Origin of the sequence: Streptomyces sp. NPDC048483, from assembly GCF_040651455.1 — a bacterium.
Classification (GTDB): domain Bacteria; phylum Actinomycetota; class Actinomycetes; order Streptomycetales; family Streptomycetaceae; genus Streptomyces.
In genome coordinates this window covers 1-13,542 of sequence record NZ_JBEZJZ010000072.1, presented here as the reverse complement: position 1 = coordinate 13,542, position 13,542 = coordinate 1, and the positions used below count along the sequence as shown (strand labels likewise).

Below are 13,542 nucleotides of genomic sequence, written 5' to 3'. Positions count from 1 at the left end.
ACCGGGCGTCCCCCGCTCGCCGTCCTGGCCGGCACCGGCTTCATCACCACACCGCCGACACCGGCAGCCGCCGGTACCCGCCACCCGCCGCCCGCCGCTGACCATTTTCCCATCAAGCACGGATTTGTGAGGACCCGATGAGTGAGCTGACCGCAGACAAGCACATCGAGCAGTGGAACCGCTTCGAGGAGGCGGCGCGCACGGACACGGGGCGCGCGGTGGGCGTCCTGGTCGACGCGTACGGGACCGGGAATTACCTGCCGGCCGCATTCGACCGCCTCGGGATCGACGTGGTCCATGTGCAGAGTTCGCCCGAACCGATAGCCCGCATGCAGCCGTGGAACAGGTCGAGTTACGTCGACGGGCTGGTGTACAACCCGGACGGCAGCACCGGGCTCGCGCTCAAGGAGCTCGAGCCGCGGTTCGTCATCCCCGGCCAGGAACCGGGGGTGCGGCTCGCGGACCAGCTGAGCGAGGCCCTGGGCGTGCGCACCAACGGAACGGAGCTCTCCGAAGCGCGCCGCAACAAGTTCAAGATGATCGAGACCGTCGCCGCCGCCGGGCTGCGCACCGCGGCTCAGCTCATCACCGATGACGCCGAGGAGGCCGTCGTCTGGGCCGAGGAGAGCGGGCACTGGCCGTGCGTCGCCAAACCGTTGTCGTCCGCGTCCACGGACGGGGTCTTCATCTGCCGCGACGCCGACGCGCTGCGCGCCGCGTTCCCGTCCATCCTCACCAGCACCACCGTCTTCAACGGCACGAACACGGAGGTCCTGGTACAGAGTTTCCTCGAGGGCACCGAATACATCGTCGACACGGTCAGCGTCGACGGCCACGCCTACGTATGCGGTGTGTGGCAGTACGAGAAGCGACTGCTGTCCAACGGAAAGCCGATCTACAACCGCGACATCCTGGTCTCGCCGACCGATCCCGCGGCCGTCGCGCTGATCGACTACACCCGCGCCATGCTCGACGTCCTGCGTATCCACAACGGCCCGGCGCACACCGAGTTGATCATCACCCAGGACGGGCCCGCCCTCGTGGAGGTCGGCGCCAGGGTCAACGGCCATCTGCATCCCGCCTTCCACGATGCCTGCCTCGGCACCAACAGTGCCGACCTGACGGCGCTGGCCTACGTCCGCCCCGAGCAGTTCCTCGCCGCGTACCGCGACGGCGTCTACCAAAAGCTTCAGCCCGCGGTCGTCTACAACGCGCCCACAGTGCTGGCGGGCGAAGTGGTCTCCGTCAACGATGAGTTGGTCGAAGAGATCCGCAGCCGGCCGTCGGTGGTGGACCTCACGCTCAAGCGCAGGCCCAGGGACGTCATGGTGCCGACCCATGACCTGCTCACCAGCCCGCTGCGGGTGTTCCTGACGGCTCCGGACCAGGCCACGGTGGACGCCGACTACCGCTTCATCGAGTCCGTTCGCGAAGCGATCTACGAGGTCCAGCCCTTCGGACCCCGGGTCACCTGCGGTGTCGTGTGATGTCCGCGCAAGGACATCCGCACCGACAGAAACCGGGACTGCGCGCAAACATCGCCGGCCTGCGGCCGATCCGCGGTCTGCTGGCAACGGTGGCCCTCTCCCGTAGCGCGGTCGTGCTCTACCCCTTCTACGGGGTCTACCTCGCCGCCGAGCGACACGGGCTGACCGTCGACGTGATCGGCCTGATCGTCGGCACGTTCGGTATCGGCGCGCTGGTCGCCGGTGTCGCGAGCGGCGCGCTCGCGGCCCGGATACGGGAACAGCGGCTCGCGGTCCTGGGACTCGCCGGCGTGGCCGGGGTCGTGCTGGTCATCTCGGTCACCACGGAGCTGTGGCTGCTCGCCGGGCTGACCGCGCTCTGGGGCTTCTGCTACGAGTTGGTCAACCCGATCGCCTACACGCTGGTGGCCCGCGTGATGCCGGAGGAGCAGCGGCGGTTCGCCTTCTCAGCAGTGCGGCTGGCCATCAACCTGGGCATGGGCATCGGGCCGGTGCTCGCCGGCATCCTGTTCCACCTCGGCCCCGGCCTCCTGCCCTGGGGCACCGCCATCGGCTACCTGGCCTCGGCGCTCATCCTGGCACGCGCCCGTATCGCCACGGGCCCGGACAACGATGACGAGCAGGCCACGGCCACGCCCGGCGACGACGGCGGGCCGGGCCGCCACGAAATGCGCTTCTGGACCTTCCTCGCCGCAACGACCCCGATCCATCTCGCCTACGCACTGCCGTCCACGGTGGCCAGCGTGTACGTGATCCACACGCTCGGCCGGCCGGCCGGCTGGGCGAGCGCGATCTTCGCCGTGAACGCCTTCATGGTGCTCACCTGCGAGATCGCCCTCAACCACGCGATGCTGGGCCTCAGCCGCCGCACCAGCCTGCTCATCGGCTACGTCTGCGCCACCGCCGGCTTCGTCCTCATGGGTTTCGGCGCGCACCAAACGTGGCTGCTGCTCGTCGCCACGGCGGTGTGGACGTTCGGCGAGATGATCGTCTACCCCGTGATGCCCGACCACATCAGCGCCATCACCCCCGACCGCCTCAAAGTGCGCAACATGGGCCTCTACACGGCCCACTTCAACCTGGGCGTGGTCCTCGCACCACTGATCTTCCTGCCACTGCTCCAGGCGCTCGGCCCGGTCACGTCATGGTCCCTCGTGGGCGGCGTCCTACTGATCGGCCTGCTGACCACCACCGCGATCAGCAACTCCCCCAGCATCTGGGGCACCGAGAACACCCACCCCACCCCCACACCGGCCAAGACGTCACAACACGCTCCACCCTGAACCGCGCGCCGGCATCCTCCGCCGTTCCGCAGAACCACACCCACATGGTGGTGAATTGACACAAAACCCAAAGCATTCTCTTCAAGGACGTAGCGGCCGGGGCAAGGGGGACACCCTCACCCCGGCCGCCGGCCTCTCGGCCATACGGAAGGCCTGATCGAAACCCAAGGCGATCTCGTCCGCGACCACGCCACACCTGCCCAGCCGGACGACGGCGGTTGCCACCACTTTCCGCACGTTCTCACTGCAGCCGCCCCTGCCCCCCCATCGGCCCCGATCGGCTGGATTCGGGGGCCGACCACCTCGGGCAGGCCCCCCGCTTCCCACAGCGGGGAGTCCGACCGGCCGGCTGCTTCCCGCATCCTCACCGTGCGCACCACCGATGGGCAGTCGACAGCCGCGCAAGGCATGTCCAGTGGCCATGCGCTGTGGACGGTGTCGCAGTTACGGCGACGGCACCGCAAGAGCTACCTGCTTGCGCGGTTCCTCACCGGGGCCCTGAAGCATGACGCCTCTGCCCCCTGCCGCCCACGCCTGGGAGCACCAGGAGCCATGGATCCGAATGCGGATCAAGCACCACCCGCTACACTGGCCGCGGTGGCCCGGCCTCACAGCCAGGCCTCCGCTCACTGTCGGCAAGCCGCTCTGGATCATCGCGTCTACCTGGACCGATTTTCCGACACGTATTCCGACAGATCCCCGCCTCCGTAGCTCAGGGGATAGAGCACCGCTCTCCTAAAGCGGGTGTCGCAGGTTCGAATCCTGCCGGGGGCACGCCGTCTGACCAGTGCGTTTACCTCCTCCAGGTAGGCGCGCTGTTCATTGTGGCCACGGCATTGCCCACGAATAGGTTCCGTTGTCATGGCGAACACGACATCCAAGCGATGTCAGCGCGGCAGCATTAGGCCCCCTGCGGTCACCTACCGTGTACACCCGTCGCTCCTGGTTGATGATGATGGCGCCGAGTAGCCATCGAGTCCTCATAACGGACGGCGGTGTCCTCGGGCTGTTGCCGCTCCGTCAAGGTATGCAACTTCACGAACGACCCGAAGCGGGCCGTCGGCGGGGCGTCGGGGCCGTCGGCTGCATCACCCCTTCTTGGCGATGTCGTCGTGCAGACGGCTTCGTTCCGCACTCCGCGCGGCCTTGCCGTACGAGAGCCGTGCGGTGTCGGTGAGTTCGCGTCGGATGGGTGGGGCTTACTGCCCGGGGGCTCACTTCGCGCCCATGAGTTCGAGGATCTTGTTGATGGCCTCGACGATCGGTACGCCGAGCGCGCCGATGGTCGCGGCGACGCCCGCGACGCCCGCGACGGCGAGCAGGGCGCGGTGCCGCTCCTGCGGTCGGACGTCCGACTCGGCTCGGAGTGCCGGCAGGGTCGTTGACGTTGTCTCCCGGCAGCCCTACCCATCGGCTGACCAGCTCTGACCCATATCCGGCGTACGCTTGAGCCAGGGCATCGGTGGTCTACCTTGCGGGGTGTTGAAGATGCTCGACTTGTCCTCCGCACTGTCGGACATTCCGCCGACACGAGGTGAGGCACCCTGGCCCCATCACGAGTACGTCAAGGGTTGGGGCGTGTTCGGGCTGCCCTTCGACTCCGGTCACGTCCTCGCACTGCGCGTCTTTCCTGAGAACTGCTTCGGTCCCTACCGCACGCTGTGGCACCGCGACCCGAGCGGCAGTTGGTCGATCCATGTGGACGGGGCACGACTCGACACTGCATGCCCCAGGTACTACGGCGCGGCCTGTGATCGCACGGGATACGCCCACATCGCTGTCACTTGGACAGGCCCGGCCTCTCTACGGGTCGTGATGGATTCACCCTCACTGGACTGGACCCTCACCGCCTCCTCGACCCGTCTCCTCAACGTCCTCAACAGCATCAGCGCAGCGCTGCCGCTCGCCACCTGGCGCCCTCGATCTCTGATTCGGGTTCGTGAGCTCTTGGCTCGCGCGCTGGGAATGGGGCACCTGCAGATGTCCGGCGTGATGCCAAGCGGCCACACCGGAACGCTCATGCCACAGCAGATGTACTTCGTGAATGACTCACGCGCCGAACTCGACGACGTCGACCTCGGGCTCCCCGTCCACCTGCCTGATAATCCGCGAATCGGTGACGTGCCCCTGCCGTCCCGCGGCGTCCTTGCTATCGGCCAGGCAGTCTGGGAGATCCTGGACCAGACCGAATACCAACGCACCCGTTCCGAGACCGCCCGACAGTCGTAGGTTCAGGTCTTCGCGGTCCTCGCGTGTGCGCTGTGCGCGGCGTTCACGCAGGCATCTCCGAGCGGGGACGACGGGTAGCGGCACGGGCCGGGCGCACAACCTGGCACACCGCGGCACCGCGCTCCCACAACCGATCAGCCAAGGCACACAGCCGCTCCAGCTCGGCAGGGGAACGCACCACGCGGACCCGGTCGGCCTCGTTGAACAGCACAGCCACCACCCCGTCCATTCGGTTGACAACCGGGCGGAGTTCACCGTTTTCGCCCGATGGGACGCGGATGACGTGGTGTGCGGACACCTTCCGGCGGCTCAAGGACGGCTACCGAGCCCCGCACTGTCCGGCCGCCAGGGTCGGTTCCCCGCGCGACGCACTCCGTCCTCTTCTTGATAACCGAACCACGATATCCAAAGGTGCGGCGACAGGAAGATGCCAGAATGATCGGTTTCAACAGACGCGATGCCTGATGGCACTGTTCAATCAGGGAATCCAGCAACAAGACCAGTTGCTGGAGCCTTTAATTCGAGGGGAATGCAGAGAATGCGCAAGCTTCTTAATGTCGCGGCTGTGACAGTCAGCGGAATGGCTCTTGTGGCGGGTGTCCAGGGTGTGGCGAACGCGGCCACCCCGTCGACTGCCTCCGCCGGGTCCGTTCCCAGCTGCGTGGTGGGCCACGAGCTCGCCATGGGCACGGTGGCGGTGGACATCATCAACAAGTGTTCCACCTCTCAGCGGGTGACGGTCAAGTACAAGAACGGCGTCGTTGACGAGAAGTGCTACGCGGTGAAGCCTGGTGAGACCAAGCGGACCTGGGTTCCGGTCAACATCTCGCACTTCGACAGGCTGATCAGCTGCTGAAAACCACGCCAGAACCGTTCGTGCGCGTATAGCGGTACACATAGTTGTGAATGGGTGCTCGGTGCCATGCGGTGTACCTTTCTCCGCATGGCACCGAGCGCATGTAGAGGGAATTTCGGCAACGCCTCCATGGAATCGGCCAGAAACGTATTCGTGTAGGTCCTGTGGCAAAGGTTGATCTTGTTCGTTCATGCTCACGTCCCGTGCGACGCGGGGGTCTGACGAACGGCCAGTGGGCCGGGCTGGAGCCGCTGCTGCCGCGGGCCATCCATGCGAGCCGTCCGCCTGATGTGCCAGAACGGTACGTGCCGCGGGAACGGGGCCATGACCTGTTCCGACGCCGGCAGCGGGATGGCACCTGGGCCAGGATCGCCACCCAGCTCAAGACGGAGGCAGACGCGAAGGGCCTGGTCACCTGGGTCGTGAACGTCGACTCCACAGTTTGCCGGGCCCACCAGCACGCCGTCGGGGCAGCGAAATCGGGGGATCTCCAGAAGGAGCCGCCCGGCGGGGTCTGCGCCGAGCCGGCCGATCACGGGCTCGGCCGGTCCTGGGGTGGCCTGCCGCCGCGCCCCCCTGCCGGCCCCGCCGGCTGCCGCCTGGATCGGTTCTGGTGCGCCGGCGTGCTGGGGCGGCCGGCTGACCCTGACCACGCTGAGCGCCCCGGCCGGTGACCCCAAGCTGCCCACCCCTCTGATGAGCCCGACCTTCTCTGTGCAGATGATCGTCGGGATGCTGGTGGCCGCGACCGGGGCCCGCTTCTTCGCCGAGCGGGATGCCGCACGGTGCGTGTGAGGGCGGGAGCCCAGGCCCGGCGAGGACCCCGCCGGGCGGACGTTTGCCCCGTCCGACGACACACCGCCGACCGGAAACGACACTGCCAGGGACCTGTTCCGGCCCAGAAAGCCACCGGTCGCCGACAGGCCCCCAAAAGCCCATCGGCGACCGGCACTTCCGAGATCAGATCAAGCCGACCTGCATGGCCCTGACACCCGCCTGGAAGCGACTGCGGGCATCGAGCGCGACCATCGCCGAAGCCACATCATTGCGCACAGTGCGAACACTGCACCCCAGGCGACGGGCGATGGCATCATCGGTCAGCCCCTCGGCGAGCAACCGCAACACGATCTCCGAGCGGGGACGACGGGTAGCGGCACAGGCCGGACGCACAACCTGGCGAACCGCGGCACCGCGCTCCCACAACCGATCAGCCAAGGCACACAGCCGCTCCAGCTCGGCAGGGGAACGCACCACGCGGACCCGGTCGGCCTCGTTGAACAGCACAGCCACCACCCCGTCCATGATCACCGCACGCAGCGGCACCGCGCCCGCCGAGCGCGGCGGAGCGTCCTGTTCGGCCAGCCACTTCGCGTGCATCATCGCGTCCGGCGACTGGAGCACGGACGAGGCCCATACGGCGCGTACTCGCGCCCCCCGACGCAGCGCCATATCCATGATCGACCGGGAGAGTTCGAAGGTACCCTCGACGTATCCGGGCACCAGGAAGTCGATGCCGCGCTCGACCTTGGCGACCATCCGCTCGATGGTGGAAGCGGCGTCGTCCCAGCTGTCGAGCGCACCGACGGCCTCCCCGATACGTTCGGCGGCCCGCTCATGCAGGGCGATGAACCGCTCGACCGCCAGCGGCCTCGGCTGCGGCTCCCCGTCCTCGCGCATGCGGCGGGCCACCAGCGCGGGCAGGGCGATGCACGGCTCGACCGCGCGCACCGCCTGGCCGTCATCCCCCGAGCGACTGGCCAGACCGTCGTCCTCGAGCGCCGCGAGGACCGCGGCGGTCTCGCCCTCCTGCCATCCGATTGCGCGGGCCAGATCCGGCGTCCGCCACCGCGTCCTAAGCAACAATTTCCGGTAGACGAGCTCTGCACGCCCGTCCAGACCGATCCCCGTTTGAGCCACGACCAACCTCGCCGAACCTCGTCGCGCAGGCGGATTCCCCGCCCGCTCCATCGAGGCTCAAGCTATGTCCCATGGGGGCCCACAGGCCTGGCCGACGTCCGTTTCGACAACTTGGTGCCACTGATGCACGTTTGAGGAGCGCCCAAACGGACGACGGCGGCGCAAAGTGGTCACGGCCACTGTGCCCCGGCCCGAAGTCGACGTACAGGGCGACGGGTTACGCATACACGGCGGGCAACGGGACCAGCCTTCGCGATCGGGGCCCACCGGGCAACGCCACTACAGGTCATTGCACATGATGGGTGCGTCATGCCTGGCCGTATCGCTCTCGGGGCGGGTCAGCCGCAGCCGCCCGCATGGCCCTCGTCGAAGCCGAGGCCTGCGGCGAGCGAGTCGATATGCTCCGTCAGCAGCCGCACCCACGTCTCGCAGTCGCTGTCATCGCTCTCGGCCGACCACCCCGAGTGGTCCCGCTCCATTGCGGAGAAGATCTCCGTCATCATCTCGCTGTTCATCTCGTCTCCGGTTGTCGTCATCGCTTCCCGACCTTCGCGGCGGGCCCTTCGGGCCACGCGACGGCAGGCGTGACATCACAGCCGCCTGCGGCCGCGGCCATCCCACAGAGACCGGTTTCGGCGAGCAATACCTCTGTCAACTTGGTGCCAGCCGCTGGCAGTTACCGGAAGATCTGGCGCAGCAAGCGGAATGCCCTGCGCGGCGCGGACGAGAATGAGCCGTGTCGGCGGAAGCCCCGCACGCTCCTCCCGCGCCACCGCGCGCTTCGCGCAACCACAGCAATCCCCGCGGAGCGGCCCCGGGCCGCCCGGAGGACCGGCATGCTGGAGACGCGACGGCCCCCGCGCCGGCCGCAACCGCCCGGCATGCAACCTTCCGCGCACTCGAGCGGAAACCCGTGCCGCAGTAACTCCCTTATATGGAAAGGAGGTTGCCGCACTTCGCGCCGCGGCAGCAGCGGCGGGCGAAACGGCACACCCCGCTATGCAGCAGGTCGTTCTCCTCGTCCTTGTCCCCGGCAGCTTCATCCTCGCGCTGACCGGCCTCTCGATGGGCGCACGGCGACTGCTGGGGATCAGAATCGGCAAGATCCGCGCGCTGCTGACCGGACTGGTGGGGGTGGCGGCCTCCCTCCAGATCAACTCGGCGATAGGGCCGCAGCGCCCGCAGGTCGCCCTGACCGTCGTCCAGGTCGGCTGCACACTGGTGGTCACCGTGCTGTTCCTGGCGCTGTCCGAGGTTTTCCTGCCGAGCAGTTCGCTGACCGGTATCGTCCGCTGGCCCGGGGAGCTGCGCCGCCGGGTGGCCCGGGTCCAGCGCTACGGGCAGCTCAGCGCGATAGCGGTGCGGCACGGCCTGTCCCCCTCGTTGCGCGGGCTGGGCCGGCGCGGCTCTGTAGGGGCCGGAGCAACTGGGCCCGCCGCGGGCCACCGCCGTACCGCGCAGTCCCTGCGGCTGGCCCTGGAGGAAGCGGGCGCCACCTTCGTCAAGCTGGGCCAGGTGCTGTCCACCCGCTACGACCTGCTGCCGGCACCCTACGTCGAGGAGCTGACCCAGCTTCAGCACCAGGTGGCGTCCGAACCGTGGGAGCGGGTACGGCAGATGCTCACGAAGGAGCTCGGCCGCGAACCGGACGAGATCTTCGCCAAGTTCGACCCCGAACCGCTGGCCGCCGGTTCGATCGCACAGGTGCACCGGGCCCGGCTGGCCGGTGGGCAGGAGGTCGTGGTCAAGGTACAGCGGCCCGGGGCCGATCAGGTCGTCCGCCGCGATCTGGACATCCTCTTCCGGATCAGCCGCAAGCTGGAGGAGCACACCGACTGGGCGCGCGGCATGGGCACCACCGAGCTGGCCAACGGCTTCGCGGTCTCGATCAACGAGGAGCTCGACTTCCGTATCGAGGTCCGCAATATGGCCGCCGTCGCCGCGGCCGCCGAGGCGACCGGCTCGACCTCGACGCTCCGCCGACCGAAGGTGTACGAGGAGTACTGCACCGAGCGGGTGATGGTGCTGGAGTGGCTGGAGGGCACCCCGCTGAACTCCGCGCAGGGCGAGATCGCACAACGTGGTCTGGACGGCCACAAGCTGGCGCAGGAGCTGCTTGCCTGTCTGCTGGAGCAGATCATGGTCGGCGGGATGTTCCACGCCGATCCGCACCCGGGCAACATCATTCTGCTGGAGGACGGCCGGCTGGGTCTGCTGGACTTCGGCTCGGTCGGCCGGATCGACCGGGTGATGCGCTCGGCGCTGCGCAATCTGATGCTGGCCATCCACCGCAATGACCCGGTGGCGCTGACCGATGCGCTGCTGGAGGTGGTCGACCGGCACGAGGACGTCGACGAGAAGCAACTCGAGCGCTCCCTCGGCCGGTTCATGGCCCGCTATCTGACGCCCGGCGCCAAGCCGGACCGGGAGATGTTCGCCGATCTGTTTCTGCTGGTCTCCCGGCACGGTCTGACCGTGACACCGGAGATCGCCGCGACCTTCCGGGCGCTGGCCACGATCGAGGGGTCCATCGCCCGCCTGTCCCCGGACTTCGACATCATCGCCGAGGCCCACACGTTCGCCGCCGGCCAGGTCCGCAAGCAGCTGCGCCCGGAGGCGGTGCGGGAGACGCTCTTGGAGGAGACGCTGGCGCTGGCGCCGATGCTGCGCCGACTGCCGCGCCGGGTGGACCGGATCACGGACGCGCTGGAGAGCGGCCGGCTGGGCGTGCAGGTGCGGCTGCTCGCCGACGAACGGGACCGGCGCTTTGTGCGGTCGCTGGTCCACGATGTGCTGCTGACGTTCCTGGGCGGCGTCATCGGGGTGGTCGGGGTCCTGCTGCTTGGCACCAAGGGCGGGCCGATGGTGGCCCACTCGCTGTCGCTGTTCCAGGTGCTGGGCTACAACATGCTGATGGTCAGCTTTGTGCTGGTGCTGCGCGTGCTCTTTGCGATCTTCCGTACCAAACGCTGAACGCGGCCGCCCCCCTGCGCCGGTACGCAGGGGGGCGGATGCGCGGGCTCGGGCTCGGGCTCAGACCAGGGAACAGGCCGGGCAGGCCTTGCGGTGGCGCTGCCAGAACGCCCATACCGCGGCGGCCATGCCGACGGCCATGACCAGCCAGCAGCCGTAGACCACGGCGAACACCCAGGCCTTGGTGTCCCCGTCGACCGCATGCACACCGTGGTCCGCGATCAGCTGCAGCGCGGCATAGCTGCCCGGCAGGCCGACCGTCACCAGCAGCAGCGCGCCGCCGGCGCCGGCGAGCAGCAGCAGCCGGTGCGGCAGCCGGCGGCCCCACTCCTGCACCAGGGCCAGTGCCAGCAGCACGCCGAGCGCGGCCAGGATGACGGTGCCCCAGCCGTCGGCAAAGCCCTTGATCAGCTTGCCGTCTCCGGTGCCCGCGGTGCCGCCCGCCGCCCAGTACGCCTTGATCAGCGGATACGGCAGGGCCGCCAGGAACGCCGCATAGCCGCACCACTTGGGGCTGGGCCGGGTCGACTGCGAGGGGCCGGTGCGGCCGCAGCGCAGACAGGCCTCCTGCGCCACCCGCCCGTACAGGGTGCCGGTGGCCGCCAGCGCCACGGCCGCGCCGAGCGCGGCCAGGCGGGTCACAAAGCCGAGCCAGTCGATGGACAGCGGGATCAGGCCGATCACCCGCAGCCCGTCCAGGGGCAGACCGCTGGCCCCCCAGACACCCAGCACGATCGCCGCGCCGGTGCCCACCCGCACGGTGCGCGCCCGCTCCGGCCGCACCTGTGCCGTCAGCACCAGCACCGCGACCGCCAGCCCGCAGACGGCGGCGACCAACGGGGCGGCCTTGGGCACGAGATGGGCGGTGTAGTCGTGGGACGGCGGGAGAATCCAGCGCGCCACGGACAGTGCTCCGGCGGCGAGCGAGAGCCATAGCGCCGCGGCGGCGGATCTCCGTAACCAGCTCTGGTCTCGGCCGGTCCCGGACTGCACTTCAGCGGTCACTTGCTCTCCTCCAAAGAGGTCACTTGCTCTCCTCCAGTTTCTCGGCCACCAGCCGGGCGATCTCATCGATCGATCCGGGCCGGGTGAGGTCGTTGTGGCGGGCGTCCGTCATCGGCACGACATGTACGCGGCCGTCGATGTACTGCTCCCAGACCTGCGCCGTGGGCATACTCGCAAGCCGGTCCTTCATCGCGACGAACAACAGGGCATCGCCACAGTATCGGCCGGGAACGTGCGGGTAGATGACGTTCGCATTGTTGGCCAGGACCTGCGCCAGCGCCGAGATGTGGTGCTCCTCGAGATTGCCCAGCGTGCTGTCGGACTCCCGCAACAGGGCCATGACATGGTCGTGCGTCAGCTGGTCGTCACGCATGCTCTGCCAGTCGATCCCGGCGAAGTCGAGGATGGACAGCAGCACCTGCTGGGTGTCCGCCTCGACCCGGGTGTCGGCATGCTCCGCCGCGGCGGGGAAGGAGTCCAGCAGCGCCAGGACGGCCACCTCCTCGCCGGCCCGCTGGAGCTGGACGGCCATCTCCTGCGCCAGCAGTCCGCCGACGGACCAGCCCAGCAAGTGGTAGGGGCCGGTGGGCTGGACGGAGCGCATCTGCTCGATGTAGTCGGCGGCCATCTCGGGGATGGAGCCGGGCAGCGGCTCCTCGCCGGTCAGACCGCGGGCCTGGATGCCATAGACCGGGTGCGCGGCGTCGATGCCGCGCAGCAGCCCGGAGTACATCCAGCACAGCCCGCCGCCGGGGTGGATGCAGAACAGCGGGGCACGCTCCCCGCCGGTGCGCAGCGGCAGCAGCACCTTGAACGACTCATCGGCGCCCCCCTCGCCCAGCGCCTCGGCGAGACCGGCCACGGTCGGGGCGGCGAACAGGGTGCGGATCGACACCTCGGCGCCGAGCACCGACCGGACGCGGCTGACCAGCCGGGTCGCGAGCAGCGAGTGTCCACCCAGGTCGAAGAAGGAGTCGTCGATACCGACCCGCTCGGCCCCCAGCACCTCGGCGAACAGCGCACAGAGCGTCTCCTCGCGCGGGCTGCGCGGGATACGGCCCGCCCCGCCCGCGTACTCGGGTGCCGGCAGCGCCCTGCGGTCCAGTTTCCCGTTGGCGTTCAGCGGCAGCGCGTCCAGGACGACCACCGCGGCCGGGACCATGTACTCCGGGAGGCCTGCGGCGAGTTCGGCCCGTAGTGCGGCCGGGTCGGCGTCTGCCCCCGTGGCGGGGACGACATAGCCGACCAGCCGCTTGTCGCCGGGCCGGTCCTCGCGCACCACGACGACGGCCTGGGCAACCGCCTCCTGTGCCGCGAGGACAGACTCGATCTCGCCGAGCTCGATGCGGAAGCCGCGGACCTTGACCTGGTGGTCGACCCGGCCCAGATACTCGAGGTGGCCGTCATCGGTCCAGCGCACCAGGTCGCCGGTACGGTACATCCGGGCACCGCCGGTCCCGTAAGGATCGGCAACAAAACGCTCCGCGGTCAGCCCCGCACGGCCCAGATAACCGCGGGCCAGACCGAAACCGGCGATATACAACTCACCCACCACCCCGGCGGGCACCGGCCGCAACTGCCCGTCCAGGACATACGTACGGCGATTACGGATCGGACCACCGATCGGCGGAGCCTGCGTCACCTCACCCTCAGCAAAATAAGCCGCCGTATACACAGTGGCCTCGGTCGGCCCATAAATATTGGCCACAGCACAGCCCGGCAACGCCTGCTGAATGTCCCGCGCCGCACGCAACGTCAACGCCTCACCCGCCAGCACCACCATCTCGGCACC

Annotated in this window: 10 protein-coding genes and 1 tRNA gene; 7 read left to right on the top strand and 4 right to left on the bottom strand. The window is 68.7% G+C overall.

The window, feature by feature from the left end; genetic code table 11:
* The first annotated feature begins 137 nt into the window (after nt 1-137).
* The 6 genes from AB0D04_RS29010 (at nt 138) to AB0D04_RS28985 (ending at nt 6,650) form a co-directional block, all read left to right on the top strand.
* Entirely contained in the window at nt 138-1,487 is a 1,350-nt protein-coding gene (locus AB0D04_RS29010) for an ATP-grasp domain-containing protein (protein ID WP_362709101.1), read from the top strand.
* Nucleotides 1,487-2,770 (top strand): MFS transporter, encoded by a 1,284-nt coding sequence (locus tag AB0D04_RS29005; RefSeq protein WP_362709099.1) that lies wholly within the window; start codon nt 1,487-1,489, stop codon nt 2,768-2,770. The genes AB0D04_RS29010 and AB0D04_RS29005 overlap by 1 nt, the downstream gene beginning before the upstream one ends.
* 701 nt (nt 2,771-3,471) lie before the next feature.
* Nucleotides 3,472-3,544: transfer RNA gene (locus tag AB0D04_RS29000), tRNA-Arg, on the top strand.
* A 708-nt stretch (nt 3,545-4,252) separates the two neighbouring features.
* Entirely contained in the window at nt 4,253-4,999 is a 747-nt protein-coding gene (locus AB0D04_RS28995) for a hypothetical protein (RefSeq protein WP_362709097.1), read from the top strand.
* 580 nt (nt 5,000-5,579) lie between these two features.
* A complete protein-coding gene (locus AB0D04_RS28990) occupies nt 5,580-5,855 on the top strand; it encodes a hypothetical protein (protein ID WP_362709095.1) in 276 nt (91 codons plus the stop codon).
* A gap of 555 nt (nt 5,856-6,410) precedes the next feature.
* A complete protein-coding gene (locus AB0D04_RS28985) occupies nt 6,411-6,650 on the top strand; it encodes a hypothetical protein (protein WP_362709093.1) in 240 nt (79 codons plus the stop codon).
* 165 nt (nt 6,651-6,815) lie between these two features.
* Here AB0D04_RS28985 and AB0D04_RS28980 read toward each other — a convergent pair whose 3' ends face one another.
* Together AB0D04_RS28980 and AB0D04_RS28975 are read right to left on the bottom strand one after the other, a co-directional pair.
* Entirely contained in the window at nt 6,816-7,772 is a 957-nt protein-coding gene (locus AB0D04_RS28980) for a LuxR C-terminal-related transcriptional regulator (protein ID WP_362709091.1), read from the bottom strand.
* 338 nt (nt 7,773-8,110) lie between these two features.
* Complete coding sequence (locus AB0D04_RS28975; protein WP_362709088.1) at nt 8,111-8,308, bottom strand: hypothetical protein; 198 nt, start codon at nt 8,306-8,308, stop codon at nt 8,111-8,113.
* Between the two features lie 463 nt (nt 8,309-8,771).
* On the opposite strand from AB0D04_RS28975, the gene AB0D04_RS28970 reads away from it, so the two are divergent.
* The gene (locus AB0D04_RS28970) at nt 8,772-10,745 is read left to right on the top strand and encodes an AarF/UbiB family protein (RefSeq protein WP_362709085.1); all 1,974 of its coding nucleotides are present in this window, start codon (nt 8,772-8,774) and stop codon (nt 10,743-10,745) included.
* Between the two features lie 60 nt (nt 10,746-10,805).
* On the opposite strand, the gene AB0D04_RS28965 is transcribed toward AB0D04_RS28970, so the two are convergent.
* Together AB0D04_RS28965 and AB0D04_RS28960 are read right to left on the bottom strand one after the other, a co-directional pair.
* Nucleotides 10,806-11,750, bottom strand: coding sequence for a hypothetical protein (locus AB0D04_RS28965; protein WP_362709082.1), 945 nt, complete (start codon nt 11,748-11,750; stop codon nt 10,806-10,808).
* A 19-nt stretch (nt 11,751-11,769) separates the two neighbouring features.
* Nucleotides 11,770-13,542 (bottom strand): alpha/beta fold hydrolase (locus AB0D04_RS28960; RefSeq protein WP_362709079.1); only part of this gene is annotated, 1,773 nt, incomplete at its 5' end.

Excerpts from the sequence above, each read along its gene's own strand:
- AB0D04_RS29010 (WP_362709101.1), top strand. The coding sequence starts at position 138 with ATGAGTGAGCTGACCGCAGACAAGCACATCGAGCAGTGGAACCGCTTC.
- AB0D04_RS29005 (WP_362709099.1), top strand. The coding sequence starts at position 1,487 with ATGTCCGCGCAAGGACATCCGCACCGACAGAAACCGGGACTGCGCGCA.
- AB0D04_RS28990 (WP_362709095.1), top strand. The coding sequence starts at position 5,580 with ATGGCTCTTGTGGCGGGTGTCCAGGGTGTGGCGAACGCGGCCACCCCG.
- AB0D04_RS28975 (WP_362709088.1), bottom strand. The coding sequence starts at position 8,308 with ATGACGACAACCGGAGACGAGATGAACAGCGAGATGATGACGGAGATC.
- AB0D04_RS28970 (WP_362709085.1), top strand. The coding sequence starts at position 8,772 with ATGCAGCAGGTCGTTCTCCTCGTCCTTGTCCCCGGCAGCTTCATCCTC.